We start from the raw sequence: 18,834 nt of genomic DNA, 5'->3' as shown, positions 1-18,834 counted from the left end.
TGAAGCAAGGCCGAAACAAGGTGATAGCCCGAAGCCGGGGGACACCGCACGAGTCGGGGAGAGGTCAGGGCCGACGGTGGCAGGATGCGCTTGGGTTGGCGGCAAAGCAATACGGCAAGAAAGTGAAAAATATTCATTCTGTCGGCGGCTGACAGCGGCGTGTGGGCCAGACAGAATCAACAGATAACACACGTCGCCCGAGTCGGGCGTCGGGCTGCCGAGACGGGACCTCTCACTATGCCACTTGCCTTGCGTTCGGCCACCCCAAGCGATCTCGATGCCCTGGAGGGACTGGAGAGTCGCGGTTTTTCGGGGGACCGCTTCACTCGTCGCCAATTGCGCCACCTGCTCCAGCGCGCCCATGGGCTGACCCTGATCGCCGAGGACGCCACCGGCTCCGTTGTGCCGCTCGGCTACGGTACCTTGCTGTTTCGTCGCAACAGCCGCGCAGCGCGCCTCTATTCGCTGTGTGTGGCCCCCGAGGCGCGTGGGCAAGGAGTGGGCAAGGCCTTGCTCGAGGCGCTCGAGCGTGATGGACGCAAGCGTGGCTGTGAGCGCATGACGCTGGAGGTGCGGGCCGACAATCGTGTTGCTCTCGGCCTCTATCGACGGGCGGGCTTTCGCCTGGCTTGCTGGCTCGACGACTACTACGAGGATGGCTGTGCCGCCTGGCGCATGGTCAAGGCGCTGGGCCTGTCTCGAGAGCAGCCTGCCGTCGTGCCTCAGGGTCCACCGTCCGTGGCAGCTCCAGCGACATCTTCTGCTCCGTCTTCTACACCACCTTCCGAGCCGTCCTCCGTGACATCTCGGGAGGACGCGGTAGTGACACCCTGCGGGTCGCCGTCGATGGTAGACTAGCGTTTTTGTCAGCGGAGCAGAGCGAGCATGCCCTCTTTCGATATTGTGTCCGAATTCGATCGCCACGAAGCCCAGAACGCCGTGGACCAGGCTAACCGTGAGGTTCAGGGGCGCTTTGACTTTCGCGGTGTCGACGCCGGTTTCGAGCTGTCCGATGAATCCGTGGCGTTGCACGCCGAGGTCGACTTCCAGCTCAAGCAGATGCTCGACATCCTGCGCAACAAGCTGATCGCCAGAAGCATCGATCCACGCATCATGGACGTTCAGGACGCCGAGCTGTCCGGCGTCAAGGCGCGTCAGACGGTCGCCCTCAAGCAGGGGCTGGAGCAGAAGGAAGCCAAGGACATCGTCAAGCGCATCAAGGACTCGAAGCTCAAGGTCCAGGCCCAGATCCAGGGCGACAAGGTACGCGTGACCGGCAAGAAGCGCGATGACCTGCAAAGTGTGATGGCACTGCTGCGCGGTGATGAGGGCCCTGATCTGGCGCTGCAGTTCGACAACTTCCGCGACTGACGGATCAGCGGCTGACATGTCTCTGTTGCCGGCATCGTGAGGCGAGTGGCCCTGCGGATTCGGCAGGCTACTGGCCTGATAGCGGCGTCCGATTGGCCTCGTCGCACTTGCTGCGTTTCAATAAGTGAATTCTTGACCAATTGGCGTGGCGAGTGCGCCGCCGGAGTTCGCCCTTGATTTCCACCACCCGTCGCCTGGCCTGGCAGTTGCTGGCCTGGACCAGCTTTGCCCTCGGTGTCATCGGGGCCTTCGTGCCGCTGCTGCCCAGCACCTGCTTTCTGCTGGTGGCGGTGTGGGCGGCGTCGAAGGGGTCGCCGCGGTTCGCTCGCTGGATTCGCAGTCATCCTCGGTTCGGCCCTGCGGTGGTGGCCTGGGAAGAATCCGGTGCGATTCCCCGTCATGCCAAGTGGATGGCGCTGGCGATGCTGTCACTGTCGGTGGTGGTGCTGTTGATCACGGTGTCACTGTGGTGGTTGAAGCTTGGGTTGACCGTCATGCTGATAGGGATCGCCATCTGGATCGTGACCCGGCCCGAGCCCGCCTCCTCGTCCTGACGTCTTCCGCCTTGATCCGTTTCGCCTGATGGTTCCGACGTGCTCCGGGTCGCGCCGGTTCTTTGAGCCCGGCACGTCCGTACCCGTACAATATCGACGACTTTTCTGATTGGAGCATCCCCGATGTCCGACCCCCAGCCGATCCATCTGAGCGACTATCGTCCGCCGGCCTACCTTGTCTCACGCACCGAGTTGACCTTCGACCTGGCGCCTGGCGCCACCCGCGTCAAGGCACGACTGCATCTGGAGCGTCATCCCGAGCGCGAGGCTGGTGCACCGCTTTGGCTGGATGGCGAGCAGCTTTCGCTCAAGGCCATCGCCATCGATGGCCAGCCGCTGGAGGAAGGCGAGTACGAACTGACCCGCAAGGGACTGTCGATTACCGGTGCGCCGGAGGCGTTTGTTCTGGACACCGAGGTCGAGATCTCGCCCGAGGACAATACCGCGCTATCCGGCCTCTACCGTTCCGGTGGCATGTTCTGCACCCAGTGCGAAGCCGAAGGGTTCCGCCGCATCACCTTCTACCCGGACCGCCCGGACGTGATGGCGACCTTCTCGACCACCGTGATCGGCGACCTGACCCGTGAGCCGGTGTTGCTGTCCAACGGCAATCCGGTGGAGCGGGGAGAGCTGCCGGATGGCCGCCACTTCGTGACCTGGGACGATCCTCATCCCAAGCCCGCCTACCTGTTTGCGCTGGTGGCCGGTGACCTGAAGAAGGTCGAGGACCGCTTTACCACCATGAGCGGCCGCGACGTCACCCTGCAGATCTGGGTCGAGGAAGAAAACCTCGACAAGACCGACCACGCCATGGGCTCACTCAAGCGTGCCATGCGCTGGGATGAAGAGGCCTACGGTCGCGAGTACGACCTGGACCTGTTCATGATCGTGGCGGTCAATGATTTCAACATGGGCGCCATGGAGAACAAGGGGCTCAACATCTTCAACTCGGCGGCGGTGCTGACCCACCCCAACACCGCCACCGACGCTGCCTTCCAGCGGGTCGAGGGAATCGTCGCCCACGAGTACTTCCATAACTGGTCGGGCAACCGCGTTACCTGCCGTGACTGGTTCCAACTGTCGTTGAAGGAAGGCTTCACCGTCTTTCGCGATCAGAGCTTCTCGGCCGAGGTCAATTCCGCGCCGGTCAAGCGCATCGAGGAAGTGTCGTTCTTCCGCACCGCCCAGTTCGCCGAGGACGCAGGCCCCACAGCGCACCCGATTCGCCCCGACTCCTACATCGAGATCGGCAACTTCTACACCCTGACCATCTACGAGAAGGGTGCCGAGGTGGTGCGGATGCTGTCCAACCTGGTGGGGCCGGAGACCTTCCGCAAGGGCTCGGATCTGTACTTCTCGCGCTTCGACGGGCAGGCGGTCACCATCGAGGACTTCGTCGACTGCATGGCCGAGGTGTCCGGGCAGGATCTCGAGCAGTTCATGCGCTGGTACTCCCAGGCGGGTACGCCGGAGATCGACGCCTTCGGGGAGTACGACTACGCCAACTCCCGCTACCGCCTGATCCTGCGTCAGCGCACGCCGGCCACCCCCGGCCAGCCGGAGAAACAGGCGCTGCATATCCCCATTCGCCTGGGCCTGGTCGGCACCAAGAGCGGCCGCGACCTGTCGATGACCCTGGACGGCGAGAGCCTGGGTAGAGACGCCGTGATTCATCTGCGTGAAGACGAGCAGGAGTTCATCTTCACCGATATCGAAGAGGCTCCGGTGCCCTCGCTGCTGCGCGAGTTCTCGGCGCCGGTCAAGCTGTCCTTCCCCTATTCGCGGGAGGATCTGGCCTTCCTGATGGCCCACGACAGCGATGGCTTCAACCGCTGGGACGCCGGCCAGCGGCTGACCCTGCTGGCACTCGATGATCTTATCGCGGCTCACCGCAATGGCGTCGAGAAGGTCATGGATACGCGCCTGGTCGAGGCCTTCCGCGCACTGATCGAGGAAGGCAATGACGACAAGGCGGTGCTGGCCGAGATGCTGCAACTGCCGAGCGAGGCCTACATCGCCGAACAGCAGCCGCTGGTCGACGTGGACGCCATCCACGCCGCGCGCACCTTCATCCAGCAGTCGCTGGCGCAAGAGCTGCGTGACGAACTGCTGGCACTGTATCGCGACAACCAGAGCGACGCCGCCTACGCGCCCACGCCCGAGCAGATCGGCCAGCGCGCCCTGAAGAATGTCGCGCTGTCCTACCTGATGAGCATCGAGGACGAGGTGGCGATCGAGCTGGCCCAGGCCCAGTTCGAGGCCGACCACAACATGACCGACGTGCGCCAGGCGTTGACCCTGCTGGTCCACAGTAGCCGCTCGGATATCGCCGATCCGGCACTCAAGGCCTTCGGGCGCAAGTGGTCCCACGATCCGCTGGTGATGGACCAGTGGTTCAGCCTGCAGGTGACCCGTCCCCAGGCGGACGCCCTGGACCGGGTCCGCTATCTGATGGAGCACCCGGCCTTCTCGCTGAAGAACCCCAACAAGGTGCGCGCGTTGATCGGTGCCTTTGCCGGGCAGAACCGGGTCAACTTCCACCGCCTGGATGGCGAAGGCTATCGCCTGCTGGCCGACGTGGTGATCGAGTTGAACCGGCTGAACCCCGAGATCGCCGCACGCATCATCACGCCGCTGACCCGCTGGCAGCGCTTCGACGAGGCTCGCCAGGCGCTGATGCGCGCCGAGCTGGAGCGCATCCGTGGCGAGGAACTCTCGCCCAACGTCTATGAGATCGTGGAAAAGGCGCTGGCCTGATGTAGCGACGACGATCGCTGCTGGAGCCACCGTCACAAATGCCAACGCCGCCCCTCGGGGCGGCGTTGTGCTGTGTGCTACCGGCTCGGCTGGCCTTGGAGACAGTCCCGCGTCAGGGCAGCAGCATGCCCAGGGTCAAGAGGCCCAGCAGAGCCCAGAGCAGGGCGGCGATGGGGGAGCCTGTGAGGATCGCGCGCAGCCCCCGCCAAAGGAAGAAAAGGCCCAGCACCAGCAGCGCCAGGGTGAAGAAGGTCGGTGCGATGCCCAGCGAGCGAGACAGGCCGTCGATAAAGCCGGCGGCGGCGTCATCGATGCTGTTGAAGAAGGTGCCCAGGGTATCGACCACAAAGCGAATCAGGGTGCCAAGGGCCTCGCCCAGCCAGGTAAAGACGTCTTCCACCGCCATGCATCCTTGTCGTGGAGCTTGCAAAGGGCCTCGGCGCGCGCCTTGAGCACGAGCCTTGGCCATGGGAGCCCCGAGTATCCGCATCCGACCTGTCCACGGCAAGCCCCGTGGCCGAGCGCGTCTGGGTGTTGCACAGGTCTGCGCGCGCCACTTGCTAGGGCTTGTCTGAAAAGTGCCTGCGCTCGGTAATACGGCGTTAAAAATCGGCTGGTGCGCCAGCCCGGTCAAAATGCTCATTTACACCCCGTAAACTGCGCTTTCTCACCGATTTTTGCCTTGTCTAACCTTCGCTCGTCGACTTTTCGGACAGCGCCTAGCCGAGTTGTTCGGTACGCGAGATGATTCCCGCTTCCTCCGCCGCGCTGTCGGCCAGGGCGCGGCCGGCCTCGTCGTAGACGTGATAGACCGCGTGGGCGCCCAGTTCGCGGATGGTGTCGATCTCCTCCAGGTACTCGACCACGGCGGTGATCTTGCCCGGGAAGTGGCGGCTTCGCAGCTGCTTCAGGGCGAACAGGTTACCGGCATGGTGGGGCATCGCCAGCACCACCAGTTCGACCTGAGAGGACATCAGCATCTTGTCCCAGAAGTCCGAGTCAACGGCGTCGCCCTCGACGATATTGAAGCCCTTGTCGGCCAGCATCTTCACGCTCTTGGGATTGGAGTCGACCCCCAGCACCTTGAGTCCATACTCCTTGGTCAGGCGACGGTAGACGCTGCGACCGATACGGCCCATGCCCAGCACCACCGCTTCGGCGTCGCCGACCTCGATGGGGCGGTCGCTGGGGGACAGCGACGCCTCGTCGACCGGTGGCAGGCGTGGCTCCAGCCAGCGGTAGAACTGCTCGCTGACGCCATTGAGGATCGCCGATACCACGAAGCTCAGCGCGACCGCGAGCGACACCACCACCAGCCACTGCGGCGCCAGCCAACCGCTGGATACCGCGATGGCGCCGACGATCAGACCGAACTCGGAATAGTTGCTCAGGCTGAGGGTGGCCAGCACCGAGGTGCGGTGGCGCATGCCGAAACGCATCAGAATAAACTGGTAGAGCAGGCTCTTCAGCGGCAACAGCGCCACCAGCAGCAGGGCGATGCCGAACAGCGACCAGCTGGGCAGGGCGGTAAGGCCGATGCTCAGAAAGAAGCCGACCAGCAGCAGTTCCTTGATATTGAACATCGAGCGCGACAGCGTCTGGGCGGCGGGGTGGGGCGCCAGCAGCATGCCGATGATCAGCGCACCGAGATCCCCCTTGACGCCGACCGCCTCGAACAGGCCGTAGCCCAGCACCAGGGCCATCACCACGCCACACAGCATCTGCATCTCGCCGTGGCCCATGCGGTCGAGCAGCCGTCGCAGCAGCGGCGCCAGCGGCAGCAGCGCGAACAGTCCCAGGGCCCAGGGGCTCGGCAGCTTGCCGGTGGAGGCGGTGAGAAAGATCACCGCAAACAGGTCCTGCATGATCAGGATACCGATGGCCAGGCGTCCGTAGGCCGCATGGGTCTCGCTTCGCTTTTCGAGGACCTTGACCACGAAGACGGTACTGGAGAAGGACAGGGCGAACGCCAGCACCAGCAGCGTCGTCAGGTCGAGTCCAGCGAGTAGACCGTTGGGTGACGTCAGCCAGCCGAGGGTGACGATCGCCTTCAGGACAGCCAGAATACCTACGAACAGCACGACGCTTGCCAGCATATGCAGGCTGGCGCCTCCCCAGACGTCCGGGCGCAGCAGGGTCTTGACGTTGAGCTTGAGACCGATGGTAAACAGCATCAGGGTGACGCCAAGGTGGGCGATCAGCGTCAGGACCGGCGTTTCGTCGTAGCCGAGCGCATTGAGGATGAAGCCACCGGCGAGAAAACCCACCAAGGGTGGTAGTCTGAGGGCCATGGCGGCCAGGCCTGAAACAAAGGCGGTCAGCACAAAAATTGGTTCAATCATGCAGGAACTCGGTCGCAAAGGGGGGCGTGTCTTGATCAATTGTAAGGGAAATACGGGTCAAGTCAGCGCTATGGCTGCGATTGTGCCCGTCCCGCAACAGCATAGGTGCGGCGTCGGCAGCAGGATGTGGCTGGAGGCCGGCAGGTGTCGGATCGCCGCTGCGGGCCTCCATGCCGGGGGAAGGATGTGATGAAATAGGCGCCGCACAGGGAGGATGTGCGACTTTCATGAACCTCATGTGAAAAAGGAAGCGTCAGGATGACCCAGCCGCCGGGCACCAATCGGCTGATCCTCAACGGACAATCGGCGCAATTGCCGGAAGTGCGAAGCGCTGTCTTCGCCTGTCGGCGAGGCGGCCTCGATGTGGACGTGCGTGTCACCTGGGAAAAGGGCGACGGCGAACGCCAGGCCACCCAGGCTGGACGCGATCGGGTCAAGCGGGTCATCGCCGGCGGTGGTGACGGTACCGTGCATGAGGTGGTCAACGGGCTGATGCAGTTGCCGCGCGAAGAGCGTCCGGAGCTTGCCATCATGCCATTGGGCAGCGCCAATGACCTGGCCAAGTCCCTGGGCCTGCCGCTCGGCCAGGCAGCGTCGCTGGACGCCGCCTGTCGTCTGCCCAGCCGCTGGGTGGATGTTCCAAGGATGAACGATCGCTATTTCATCAACATGGCCACCGGAGGTTTCGGTGCCGAGATCACCACATCGACGCCGAAGCCGCTCAAGCGCTTGATGGGCGGGGGAGCCTACTCGGTGTTCGGTGCCTTCAAGGCCTGGCGTTACCAGCTCTACCAGGGCCACCTGGCCTGGGATGGCGGGGAGAGTCGAGCGGGCATTTTCCTGCTGGGTATCGGCAATGGCATCCAGGCCGGTGGCGGTCAACAGTTGACGCCGGCGGCGCGACTGGACGACGGCCTGTTCGACGTGCTGCTGGTGCGTGACTTCCGCTCGCTGCGCCAGCTTCGGGCGATGATGCAGGAACTGCGCGCCAGGCCCTACCATGGGCAGTACGTCGACGCCTTTCGCAGCGCCTGGTTGCGCTTTGAAGCAGATGGCGAGGCGCGCCTGCCGCTGACGCTGGACGGCGAAGCCTGCTATCAGCGCGCGTTCGAGGCCCGGGTCATGCCGTTGGCGCTGCGTCTGACCATGCCCGACAGCTGTCGAATGGCCTCACCCCGGGGAGAATGATCAGGGCGGGACCCGCCATTGACGTCGCCCGATAGGCGAGATTGCGGCGTGCTGAAGCGCCGACGCAAGTTGCGTGGCCGGGGTGGCTTTGGTGCAATAGCGCGCGATCAATCATGGAGATTGGGCGCATGGACAAAGGCTTTATGGAGAGAAGACGATGGCAATGACCCCTCGAATGGCGGCGGCCCTGGTGGCACTGAGCGTACCGCTTTGGCTGGTTGGGTGTGATGGAGAGGAGCCCCCGGCGTCTCAGAGTGAGCCTTCCGCAGCTCAGGAAGAGCCTTCAGCTGCTCAGGAAGAGCCGTCAGCAACTGACGAGGAGCCGTCCGCTACTGAGGAAGAGCCCTCAGCTACTGAGGAAGAGCCTTCAGCGACTCAACAAGAGCCTTCAGCGACTCAACGAGAGCCGTCAGCTACTCAACAACAGCCATCCGCTTCCGAGAGCGGGATGTCCGCAGCCCAGTCCGAGTCATCGAGTGAAGCGGCGTCGACCGGGGCCGACGGGGCGGAGACCAACAGTGACGCCGATGGGGCCGATGTAGACCTCGGCAGCAGTGCCACCGACACCCTGGAGCAGGGCCAGGCGCTGCCGGGGGAAAGCACCGAGTCAGATGTCGATGCCATCCTGGAGGAGACCGAGCGTCGCTTCGAGGAAGCGCAACGCAAGATCGACGAGACCTATAAGCAGGCCGAGGCAACGAACGCTAGCCAAGTCACACCGGACAGTGAAGGGCAGCAGAGCGACACAGGCGGAGAAGAAGCCTCGGCGCCCTCGGTGCCTGACCCTGTCGAGGAACCGGTGCAACTCGAGGGATCGAGCGAGGAGGTCGACGCCATCCTTCAGGAAACCGAACGCCGGTTCGAGGAAGCCAAGCGCAAGATCGACGAGACCTTCGAGCAGGCCGAGCGCCAGGTCCCCGAGGAGGTGCCCGCCGACGCGGAGGCGTCCTTCGATGCCGACGTCAACGCCGAAGGCGACGTCGAGACCCGTACCGACAACTCGCCCTGAGCTGGTATTGGCAGGGCATCAGGTCCGGGTGGCTTAATCATGGCTTGGTCATGGCTTGGTCATGGGCCCAAGGCTTGCAGGCAAGCTCTTACGGCACCTGATCGGCCCCCCGGCAGGCTCTGCCGACCAACAAGAAAGGCCCACCACATGGTGGGCCTTCTTGTCGCATGATCGAGGATCGTCACAACTTGCGGCAATCCTGCTCAAGCGCTGTTGCTTCACGGGGTGGCTAGATCACGCAGAATGCGATCTCCCCGTGACAAGGTCAGACAGGCACTAGGCTCAGTCGGCGACCTTGATGTTGGAGGCCTGAAGGCCTTTCTTGCCCTGAGTCACCTCGAAGGAGACCTTCTGGCCGTCCTGCAGGGACTTGAAGCCTTCAGCCTGAATCTCGGAGAAGTGGGCGAACAGGTCGTCTCCGCCGTCGTCCGGAGAGATGAAGCCGTAGCCCTTGGTATCGTTGAACCACTTGACAGTGCCAGTTGCCATTGTCGATTTCCTTAACTCGCTAAATGATGGTGCAGGCTCAACCACCCGGGGAGCTTTTCTCCCGTCGTGTGGTCTGAACCCTGTTGCGTGGGCATGACAAGAAAGAAGGGCGCATTGCGTGTTTCGACAATAGAGCGATCGAACTACCACTGCTGACGTTTCTACTTGCTGTCCTACGCTGCGGTCGAGTTCGCGATTCCGATTACCCGGGAAACGACACCTCTGGTGTCGACCACCCCTGGCAGGCGAGAATGGCTTACCTCGACTCGCCAAGTTACTGTAGATCGAAAGGCCAGCAGCGTCCAGCCGGACGCCCGTTGCTGCCTCTTAACGGAAAAGATGACACAAGGAATTCACATGACTGCCCCCGTGATCCATAGCGACGATACCCACTCCAAGGTGGTGGGCTACCTGTTGTGGCTGTTCGGTTTCCTCGGCGCCCACCGGTTCTATTACGGCAAGCCGGTGACCGGCACCATCTGGTTTCTGACCCTCGGACTGTTCTTCATCGGCTGGATCATCGACCTGTTCTTGATCCCGAGCATGGATCGCGAGGCCGACCTGCGGTTCCGCGGTGGTCCCACCAACTACACCCTGGCCTGGGTGCTGCTGACCTTCCTCGGGGTATTCGGCCTGCACCGTTTCTACATGGGCAAATGGGTGACCGGTATCATCTATCTGCTCACCGGTGGTCTGTTCTTGATCGGCATCCTGTACGACTTCTGGACGCTCAACGACCAGATTTCGCTGAAACACTCCGATAGCCTCGAGTCCGTGCGCTGATGGAAGGCTGGATCGATGCCCAGCTGCTGGGCTTCGTGGTGGCGATCACGCTGTTGAGCGTCACTCCCGGGGTCGACACCTTGCTGGTGATTCGCAACACCGCTCGGGGCGGTCTGCGCGACGGTGTGCTGACCAGCCTGGCGATCTGTTCGGGGCTGTTTGTCCACGCCACCATCTCCGCCCTGGGGGTATCGCTGATCCTGCTGCAGTCGGCCTGGGCGTTTTCGGCGCTGAAGATGATCGGGGCCGGCTACCTGGCCTGGCTGGGACTCGCCAGCCTGCGTCAGGCCTGGGCCGGCAAGGGGCTCGCGGTGTCGGCGGCGAGTGGCGCCCGCCGCCAGCGCGTGTCGCCGTGGCGGCCGCTGCGCGAGGGGTTGCTGTCCAACGTGCTCAATCCCAAGACGGTGGTGTTCTACATGGCCTTTCTGCCCCAGTTCATCGCCCCCACGGATCCGGCCTTGCTGAAGTCCCTGTGGCTCGCCGGTATCCACTTCGTGATTGCCAACCTGTGGCAGATCCTGGTCGCGGTATTGGTGGGCAGCGCCAGCCACTGGCTCGCTCGGCCGGCGTTCTCGCGCGTGCTCAACGGCTTGACCGGCGGTGTGCTGGTGGCGTTCGGGGTCAAGCTGGCGTTGACGCGGGCGCCGTCCTGAGCCGACGCGACCGGCGCGTAGGCCAATAGCCCGAGACACAGGCCAGCGAAGCTACCGCAAAAACCGGACCTCGACAGCAAGAACCCCCGACCACAGGCCGGGGGTTCTTGCTTTGCGAGGCGATCTCACCTCATCGACGTGCCGGGGCTCCGCCACATCATCGACGTACCATGGCACCGTCGTAGCGCGAGCTCTTCTCGGCCGCTGTCAGCACCTGCACGCCCTGGGTCGAGCCCTGGGCCAGGCTCTCGAACACTACCCGGTACTCGAGCACCGCGCGCACGTAGCGGCGGGTTTCCTTGAAGGGGATCTCCTCGATGAACAGGTCGAATTCGCCCGGCGCGCGGGCAAGCCAGGTGTCGACCCGGTGGGGGCCGGCGTTGTAGGCCGCCGCCGCGGCGATACGGTTGCCGCCGTAGCGCGCGATCATGTCACGGATATAGGTGCTGCCCAGACGAATGTTGGTGGCCGGGTCGAGCACGCCGTAGGGTCCAGGATCACCGATGCCCACCTGGCGTCCCACCAGGGCGGCGGTACCCGGCATCAACTGCATCAGGCCCCTGGCCCCGGCGGGTGATAGCGCCTCGGGGTTGTAGGCGCTCTCGCGACGGGCGATCCCCATCAGCAGGTAGGGGTCGACGTTGTTGGCCTGGCCCCAGCGGCGGAAGTCCTCCCGGTAGGCTTCAGGAAAGCGCCAGGGCAGGGCGTCGAGCATCTTGCCGACGATGGTCGTCTGCACCAGGCGTACGTGCCAACCGCGTCCTGCGGCGTAGTCCGCCAGGCGCCGGGCGTCGGTGGGGCCTGCGCTGCTTACCGCATGATTCCACTCGAGGTTGGCAAGCCCTTCCTGTCCGACGCGCAGCAGCGCCTCGGTGCGACGCACCGTCGGCCAGCCGGCGACCTGGGCGCGCTCGGCCTCGCTGAAACGCGTGTCTTCCATGTTGAGATCGTAGGGCTGGCCGAGGCGGTCGGCGGCGACGAAGCCGAAGAAGTCGCGTTGACCCGCTGCCCGGGCGTAGGCGGCCTGCGCCTCCGCCTGCTGCCCGCGCAGGGCCAGCGCGCGGCCCAGCCAGTATTGCCAGCGCGCCTTGGCCTGGGTCTCGGCGGGCATGATGCCAACGGTCCGCTCGACGGCGGCCCAGTCGCGATCGCGGATGGCCAGGCGTGCACGCAGTTCGAACACCTCCGGATCCTGCTGGCCGGCCAGGGCGCCGTCGATCCAGCCGAGCAGGCTGCGCTGGTCGCGGCGCAGGGCGTAATAGATGATCTCGCGCTCCAGCGCCTGGCGAGACTGGGCCGGCAGGCTCACACTGCCGGAGACCTGCTGCCAGGCGGACAGAGCCGCCGCCGGGGATGACTCTGCAGTGGCGATGATGGCGGCCCGCACAAAGGAGGCGGTGCCGGCGCAGTCGGGGCCGACGCAGCGCGCTACGCTTGCCAGTCGCGACGGGTTGGCGGCCACGCTTTGCTGCGCTGCTGCAGCGGAGCTCCAGGCGGGTCCCAATTGACGGCCAAGATAGCTGACCAGTCCGTCTTCGCCGTTTTCCCAGGCCAGCATCATGCGCTCGAAGATTTCCGTGCCACCGATCTCGCCGCGGGCGCGCAGGGTGGAGAATAGCGAGTCGCAGGCATCCGGCTGGGAGCGACCCACCAGCCATAGTTCGCGGCCGCCCTGAGCGGCGACGGCGGGGCTCTGACCCAGTTGCGCGGTGTAGTAGTAGCACTGCTCGGCGGTGGTCTCGGGAACGCCGCCGGCGACGGCCAGCAGATCGCCGTAGCGCCCGGCCTTGCCGTAGCGCAGGATGGCCTGCTCACGCATCCAGTCACCCAGCGGTGCATCGGCATTGGCCGAGATGTAGCTGAGAACTTCCTGAGGGCTGGCGTTGGGCAGGCGATCGCGCAGACGATAGTACGCCACATAGCCGGCCAGTTCGTGGCCGCGAATGGCGGCGTCGTTGATGTTGTGGAAGTTGCCGCTACGGGCGGCTTCCAGGGCGCTGCGCATGGCGCCGTCACTGCCCTGGGCGGTAGCCGTCAATGGCATGCACAGTGCCGTGGCTGCCACCAGCGGCACGAGGCGACGAAACAAGGCGAATGGCATGGAGACCCTCCTGGTCTGTGAAGAAGAAGACATTGCTGCCTTTTTGTGCCGTAGACGGCGAATCGATGTCGGATCGAAGCCACATGGTGACCGAACCGGCGGGCCTTGAACAGTTGCCCGGCCAGGTTACGAGACTTGACCCCGGTCAGCTTCGCCCCCATGTTGCGATAAGACGACGTCGACGCCATGAAGATAGCCGTTGACACCCGATAAATACCATCGGCAATCGTTGGTGCTGAATTGAGTCGAGGAGACTATCCATGGCCCTGTTTGATCGAATCCCCGTTATTGGTCGCTTTACCCAACGCACCCGAGCGTTCAAGCATATAATGCGGGCGCTCAAGCTGTTTATCCCGATGCTGCAGGACGTGCTCAGCGGTCGCTACCGCCCGGTGCCCTGGGCGGCTTTCGGCTGGATGGCGGTGGCCTTTGCCTATCTGGTGTCACCGCTGGACCTGATTCCCGATGTGCTGCTGCTGTTCGGTCTTCTCGATGATGTGGTCATCGTCGGCTGGTTGCTGACCAAGGTGGACAATAGTCTGGCCGACTATCGCGCCTGGCGTGGTATTGGCGAGGACGATGCTCCGCGGGAGGAGCGGGATATCCACGACATCTAAGGTGCCTTGTTCTTGATTTTCTGGCTCGAAGTGTGCGGATTCGAGCTTTTTGCGTTTGCTTCAGGGTACGTCGTCTGTTTCTGACGCTTGGCGAGCATTTGGCGGGTAAAAGGTAAAAATGCGGACCAAGGACCTATTGTGGCGTCGGCGGGCTGGGTCTAGATTGTCAGTCAAACGTTTGAATTCGAGCCCGCTCATGTCCTCCTCGCACCGCACCCTGCAGCCACCCTCCGTGTCGCTCTGGCGGCAGGCGCTTCAGCGCTTTGTCGATGTCATTCCACATACCCAGGCGCTCGGCATGCGCGTCGTTGCGGTGGATGCCAGCGGCGTCACCCTATATCTGCCCGGGGGAGCCGAGTTGTGCGGTGATCGCTCGAGAAGCCTGGTGCACAGCGGGGTGCTCAGCGTACTGCTGGACACCGCCTGCGGTGCCTCGGTCCTGCCGGCACTGCCAAGTCCTGAGGTCTGTCCCACCCTGGATCTGCATATCAGTCATCGTCGCCCTGCCTGTCAGGGGGCGTCATTGTGGGTACGTGCCGAAGTGGAGGCCATCACCGACTCGGTGGTGTTCACCGAGGCCCGGGCCTGGCAGCACGAAGGACAGGTGGTGGCCTGCGCCCGCGGGCACTTTGCCCGGCTGGGGCCGCGCAACACGCCAGCAGGTTTTGCCGAGGCCATGTTCGCCGGTCTTGTGGAAGACGAGGGCGATCCCCTTATCGAAGAGAAGGCCCCAGTTGGCGATGCCGACAGTGGTGCGATAGCGGCGGCTCCACACGAGAGTGTCAGCGGCTTGCTGGAACGTGGGCGTGCCAGCGGTGAGATCAACGCCTGGCTTGGCGAGGTGCCCTACGCCGACTTCATCGGGGTGAGGGAGGACCGCGATGAGCACGGCAGGCGCTTTGTACTGGAGACGCGTCCCCACAACGTTGGCAATCCGATGCTGCCGGCGCTGCACGGTGGTGTGGTGTCGGCCTTTCTGGAGACTGCTGCAGCGCTGGATACCCTGGCGCAGACCCGTGAGCCGCGCCTGCCGAGGCTGGTCAACGTCACCGTGGACTACCTCAGTTCGGCCGGGGTGAAGCCAACCTTCGCGCGTTGTCGTCTGGTGCGCGAAGGGCGGCGCATGGCCAATGTCGAGGCATGGGCGTGGCAGGACGACGAAGACGCGCCGGTTGCCCGGGCTCGCTTGACCTACGTGCTGGGGGCGCCGGCGTAGGTGAGTGCCGGCCCGGGCAGCGGTTAGCCAGGTGACCACGGCCAGGGACGTCAGCCCAGGTCCGGGAAGGTCGACCTGCTGGCGCCAGCCTTGAAAAGCGCAGCGCGGACCCCATATCGATTGTCATCTTGAATGACGTGCGGCGCGAGCCGTGCACTCTGGACCGCCAGCGAGCCATCGCTGGCCCGGAAATCGCCATGTCGAAAGGGGTTCGATCTACCATGACCACCGCTACCCACGAAGAAACCCTGGGCTTTCAGACCGAGGTCAAGCAGCTTCTCAACCTGATGATCCACTCGCTGTACTCCAACCGCGAGATCTTTCTTCGGGAGCTGATCTCCAACGCCGCCGACGCCTGCGACAAGCTGCGTTATCAGGCGCTGGACAATGATGCGCTCTACGAGGGCGACAGCGAGCTGCGCGTCGAGATCGAGCACGACAGCGAGGCCGGCACCGTCACCCTTCGTGACAACGGTATCGGCATGAACCGCGAGGACGTGATCGCCAACCTGGGCACCATCGCCAAGAGTGGTACCGCCGAGTTTCTCAAGCAGCTTTCCGGCGAACAGCAGAAGGACGCCCGGCTGATCGGCCAGTTCGGGGTCGGCTTCTATTCTGGCTTTATTGTCGCCGACGAGATTACCGTGCGTACCCGCAAGGCCGGTGACGCCGCCGATGCCGGCGTCGAGTGGCGCTCGAAAGGCGAGGGCGAGTTCGTGGTCGCCGAGATCGAGCGCGAGAAGCACGGCACCGAGATCATCCTCCACCTCAAGGAGGACGCCAGGGAGTTCGCCGACGACTATCGCCTGCAGAGCCTGGTGCGCAAGTACTCTGACCATATCGAAGTACCGGTGAAGATGCCGCGTACCGAAAAGGCCACCGACGACGATGGCAACGAGGTCGACGGTAGCGAGGTCACCACCTGGGAGACCGTCAACGAGGCGACCGCGCTGTGGGTGCGGCCCAAGAGCGAGGTCTCCGAGGACGAGTACAAGGCCTTCTACAAGCACGTGGCCCACGACTTCTCCGACCCCCTGACCTGGAGCCACAACAAGGTCGAGGGCAACCTGGAGTACACCAGCCTGCTGTACGTGCCTGGCCGCGCACCCTTCGACCTGTACGAGCGTGACGGCGCCCGTGGGGTCAAGCTGTACGTCCAGCGCGTGTTCATCATGGACGACGCCGAGCAGTTCCTGCCGCTGTACCTGCGCTTCATCAAGGGGGTGCTGGACACCCGCGATCTGTCGCTGAACGTGTCCCGTGAGCTGCTGCAACAGGACCCGAAGGTAGAGAAGATCAAGTCCGCGCTGACCAAGCGTGCCCTGGACATGCTCAAGAAGCTGGCCAAGGACAAGGAAGCCTACCAGACGTTCTGGAACACCTTCGGTTCGGTGCTGAAGGAAGGCCCGGCGGAGGACTACGCCAACCGCGACAAGATCAGCGGCCTGCTGCGTTTCTCTTCCACCCACACCGACAGCGCCACCCAGGATCAGTCCCTGGCCGACTACGTGGAGCGGATGAAGGAAGGTCAGGACAAGATCTACTACATCGTCGCCGATGGCTTCAACGCCACCAAGAACAGCCCCCACCTGGAAATCTTCCGCAAGAAGGGCATCGAGGTGCTGCTGCTCCACGATCGCATCGATGAGTGGCTGATGAGCCATCTCACCGAGTTCGATGGCAAGAAGTTTGCCGATGTTGCCAAGGGCGATCTGGACCTGGGGGACGTCGAGGACGAAGACGAGAAGAAGGCCCAGGAGGAGACCGCCAAGTCCAAGGAGGATCTGGTCAAGCGGGTCAAGGAAGCGCTCGGCGAGGAGGTTCAGGAGGTCAAGATCACCCACCGCCTGACCGATTCACCGGCCTGTGTGGTGCTGCCCGAGCACGAGATGGGCTTCCAGATGCGCCGTATCATGGAGGCTGCGGGCCAGAGCCTGCCCGAGGTCAAGCCGATCCTCGAGCTCAACCCGGACCACGCCCTGGTTGCTCGCCTGGAAGGGGCCGACGGTGACGGCTTCGGTGATCTGGCGCGGATCCTGCTCGATCAGGCGATCATCGCCGAGGGTGGTCATCTCGACGATCCGGCCGCCTACGTCAAGCGTCTCAACGCCCTGCTGAGTGCCTGACAAGCTGGCTGCCTAACTCAAGAGCTCAAGCGCCCCAACCACGACGCCACCTTCGGGTGGCGTCGTTGCGTTGTGGGGAAGGCGGCTCGTCTTCGGCGCACCACAGATCGTTCAGCGTTTCAGACTGGCGAAGAGGTCTGGGCACTGGCGCTGCAGCTCCCTGTCGTCGAGCATGGCCTCGCGCTGTCGCTGGATGGCGTGCCCCCGGCGCTTGAGCACCGCATCGAGGTCATCGCCGCTGGCGCAGCTCACCTTGAGCAGGTTGATCAGTGCGTCCAGCCGCTGGGGAGAACTCGCCAGGGCCGCCTCGATATCGGCTCGGGCATTGTCGTACTGGCCCAATCGGTAGTAGGCGTAGCCACGATAGGAGAGAGCGTCGTTGTTGTTCGGGTCGATCGCAAGCGCCCGGGTGTAGTCGGCCACCGCCCCCTCGAAGTCGCGCTCGATGCGCTTTTCACGTCCCGCGCTGACCTGCTGCTGGGCCGACTGCATGGGGGCCTGGCGGGTGATGATGGTCAGGTAGCGCGGGGCCACGTCGCTGCCGATGGCCAGTGCGGCCTCGAAGTAGCTTCGAGCCTTGTCGAGCTCACCGGCGGAAAAGGCGTTGATGCCAGCGTTGTTGAGGGTCTTCAGGCGCACCTCACGCAAGCCGCCATGACCTTGACTCGCCCTGAGCGCCTGCTCGAACAGCGCTGAGGCGTCGGCGTGGCGGCCTTCCCGATAGAGAATCCAGCCCTGGGCGTTCAAGCCTTCCATCCGGGCCAGCGGATCAGGACTTTCGAGCAGAGGACGTAGTTCGCGCAGGGCGGCCTGGTTGTCACCCTGCTGCAACAGCGCCTTGGCCCTGGACAGGGGGGCCTGCTGGGCAACCACCGGCCACGCCACCCCGACGCTCAGCAGCACGATCAGCAGGGCGTTTATCGTAGACGTGGGGTGGCGCCGTCGTTTTCCCTTCGCTGGCCCGGCCAGGGCTGTCGCCATCGCGCGCGACGCCAAGGCGCCCTGCCTGTTCTTCATTAGAAGCCTACCTGCGGAGAATCTCGCTCCGCTGCAGCGATGACGTCGGCCAGTTGGCTCTTCAGGGCGTCGCGCTCCTGCTCGATGGCGATCAGCCGGCCGTGCAGATCGTTGTTCAAGATGCGCAGCACATTGTCGTCCTGGACCTTCAGCACGACCGTGCCCCGGCCATCCAGCGGCATGTCCCGCTCCTGCAGACGGATGACCGGCAGCACGCCTTCGGGCGGGGCGATGGAAAGATTGACCTGGCTCGAGGGTTTCATCATTGCCATGGCCAGCCCACCGACGAAGAACAGCAGACTCAGCGCCATGAACAGCCTGGCGTTCTTGGAGACCTCCTGCAGATAGCGAATGCGCAACTCGGTGCCCTCTCGGGTCTCGCCAGAGCGCTCATTGAGCAACAGGGTGTGGGTCTTGTTGAGCAGGTGGTAGCCGAGGATCAGCAGCACCACGGCGAAGCCTGGCAGACCGTACTCCAGAAGCGTGGGAAAGCTGTTCATCACGGGCACCCGGCGGTGGGACAGGGCTCAGGCCTACGTATGCCCTTGTCAGCATAGCGCAGGCGGCCGTCCTCGCTGCGCGAAATTGGCCTGGTACAGGTTTCTGGGCTG

Annotated in this window: 17 protein-coding genes; 11 read left to right on the top strand and 6 right to left on the bottom strand. The window is 63.9% G+C overall.

Features of this window, described 5'->3' with window-relative positions:
* Window positions 1–237: 237 nt before the first annotated feature.
* The 4 genes from NFI08_RS21715 (at window position 238) to pepN (ending at window position 4,682) form a co-directional block, all read left to right on the top strand.
* Complete coding sequence (locus NFI08_RS21715) at window positions 238–858, top strand: GNAT family N-acetyltransferase (protein ID WP_349591453.1); 621 nt, start codon at window positions 238–240, stop codon at window positions 856–858.
* Window positions 859–885: 27 nt separating this feature from the next.
* A complete protein-coding gene (locus NFI08_RS21710; RefSeq protein WP_045992571.1) occupies window positions 886–1,371 on the top strand; it encodes a YajQ family cyclic di-GMP-binding protein in 486 nt (161 codons plus the stop codon).
* A 173-nt stretch (window positions 1,372–1,544) separates the two neighbouring features.
* Window positions 1,545–1,925, top strand: coding sequence for a YbaN family protein (locus tag NFI08_RS21705; protein ID WP_231498735.1), 381 nt, complete (start codon window positions 1,545–1,547; stop codon window positions 1,923–1,925).
* Window positions 1,926–2,048: 123 nt separating this feature from the next.
* Window positions 2,049–4,682, top strand: a complete 2,634-nt coding sequence (gene pepN, locus NFI08_RS21700) for an aminopeptidase N (protein ID WP_349591452.1) — start codon at window positions 2,049–2,051, stop codon at window positions 4,680–4,682.
* A gap of 112 nt (window positions 4,683–4,794) precedes the next feature.
* Here pepN and NFI08_RS21695 read toward each other — a convergent pair whose 3' ends face one another.
* Complete coding sequence (locus NFI08_RS21695) at window positions 4,795–5,088, bottom strand: hypothetical protein (RefSeq protein ID WP_045992573.1); 294 nt, start codon at window positions 5,086–5,088, stop codon at window positions 4,795–4,797.
* Between the two features lie 313 nt (window positions 5,089–5,401).
* A complete protein-coding gene (locus NFI08_RS21690; RefSeq protein ID WP_205254743.1) occupies window positions 5,402–7,024 on the bottom strand; it encodes a cation:proton antiporter domain-containing protein in 1,623 nt (540 codons plus the stop codon).
* 258 nt (window positions 7,025–7,282) lie between these two features.
* Here NFI08_RS21690 and yegS point away from each other — a divergent pair, with 258 nt between their 5' ends.
* The gene (yegS, locus tag NFI08_RS21685) at window positions 7,283–8,212 is read left to right on the top strand and encodes a lipid kinase YegS (protein WP_045993797.1); all 930 of its coding nucleotides are present in this window, start codon (window positions 7,283–7,285) and stop codon (window positions 8,210–8,212) included.
* A 448-nt stretch (window positions 8,213–8,660) separates the two neighbouring features.
* On the top strand, window positions 8,661–9,221 hold the full coding sequence (locus tag NFI08_RS21680) for a hypothetical protein (RefSeq protein WP_108450051.1): 561 nt from the start codon (window positions 8,661–8,663) through the stop codon (window positions 9,219–9,221).
* Window positions 9,222–9,503: 282 nt separating this feature from the next.
* On the opposite strand, the gene NFI08_RS21675 is transcribed toward NFI08_RS21680, so the two are convergent.
* Window positions 9,504–9,710 (bottom strand): cold-shock protein, encoded by a 207-nt coding sequence (locus NFI08_RS21675; protein ID WP_045993796.1) that lies wholly within the window; start codon window positions 9,708–9,710, stop codon window positions 9,504–9,506.
* A 357-nt stretch (window positions 9,711–10,067) separates the two neighbouring features.
* Here NFI08_RS21675 and NFI08_RS21670 point away from each other — a divergent pair, with 357 nt between their 5' ends.
* Window positions 10,068–10,493 carry an NINE protein gene (locus tag NFI08_RS21670; protein WP_045993795.1) on the top strand — a complete coding sequence of 142 codons (426 nt, stop codon included), beginning with the start codon at window positions 10,068–10,070 and terminating at the stop codon, window positions 10,491–10,493.
* Complete coding sequence (locus tag NFI08_RS21665; RefSeq protein WP_108450050.1) at window positions 10,493–11,146, top strand: LysE family translocator; 654 nt, start codon at window positions 10,493–10,495, stop codon at window positions 11,144–11,146. Before NFI08_RS21670 ends, NFI08_RS21665 begins: the two co-directional genes overlap by 1 nt.
* 157 nt (window positions 11,147–11,303) lie before the next feature.
* On the opposite strand, the gene NFI08_RS21660 is transcribed toward NFI08_RS21665, so the two are convergent.
* Window positions 11,304–13,247, bottom strand: a complete 1,944-nt coding sequence (locus NFI08_RS21660) for a transglycosylase SLT domain-containing protein (RefSeq protein WP_349591451.1) — start codon at window positions 13,245–13,247, stop codon at window positions 11,304–11,306.
* 260 nt (window positions 13,248–13,507) lie between these two features.
* On the opposite strand from NFI08_RS21660, the gene NFI08_RS21655 reads away from it, so the two are divergent.
* The 3 genes from NFI08_RS21655 to htpG all read left to right on the top strand — a co-directional run bounded on the left by NFI08_RS21655 (window position 13,508) and on the right by htpG (window position 17,206).
* The gene (locus NFI08_RS21655) at window positions 13,508–13,864 is read left to right on the top strand and encodes a YkvA family protein (protein ID WP_045993792.1); all 357 of its coding nucleotides are present in this window, start codon (window positions 13,508–13,510) and stop codon (window positions 13,862–13,864) included.
* 196 nt (window positions 13,865–14,060) lie between these two features.
* On the top strand, window positions 14,061–15,080 hold the full coding sequence (locus tag NFI08_RS21650; RefSeq protein WP_240184312.1) for a PaaI family thioesterase: 1,020 nt from the start codon (window positions 14,061–14,063) through the stop codon (window positions 15,078–15,080).
* Between the two features lie 221 nt (window positions 15,081–15,301).
* Window positions 15,302–17,206 carry a molecular chaperone HtpG gene (htpG, locus tag NFI08_RS21645; RefSeq protein WP_045993791.1) on the top strand — a complete coding sequence of 635 codons (1,905 nt, stop codon included), beginning with the start codon at window positions 15,302–15,304 and terminating at the stop codon, window positions 17,204–17,206.
* A gap of 111 nt (window positions 17,207–17,317) precedes the next feature.
* On the opposite strand, the gene NFI08_RS21640 is transcribed toward htpG, so the two are convergent.
* A complete protein-coding gene (locus NFI08_RS21640) occupies window positions 17,318–18,223 on the bottom strand; it encodes a tetratricopeptide repeat protein (protein ID WP_349591450.1) in 906 nt (301 codons plus the stop codon).
* On the bottom strand, window positions 18,223–18,723 hold the full coding sequence (locus tag NFI08_RS21635; protein ID WP_286984811.1) for a hypothetical protein: 501 nt from the start codon (window positions 18,721–18,723) through the stop codon (window positions 18,223–18,225). The genes NFI08_RS21640 and NFI08_RS21635 overlap by 1 nt, the downstream gene beginning before the upstream one ends.
* Window positions 18,724–18,834 lie beyond the last annotated feature (111 nt).

The organism is Halomonas sp. EF61 (assembly GCF_040147045.1).
In the GTDB taxonomy this organism is placed as follows: Bacteria; Pseudomonadota; Gammaproteobacteria; order Pseudomonadales; family Halomonadaceae; genus Halomonas; species Halomonas litopenaei.
Note: the sequence above shows the minus strand (reverse complement) of the source record. Positions and strands in the feature narration are given on the sequence as shown.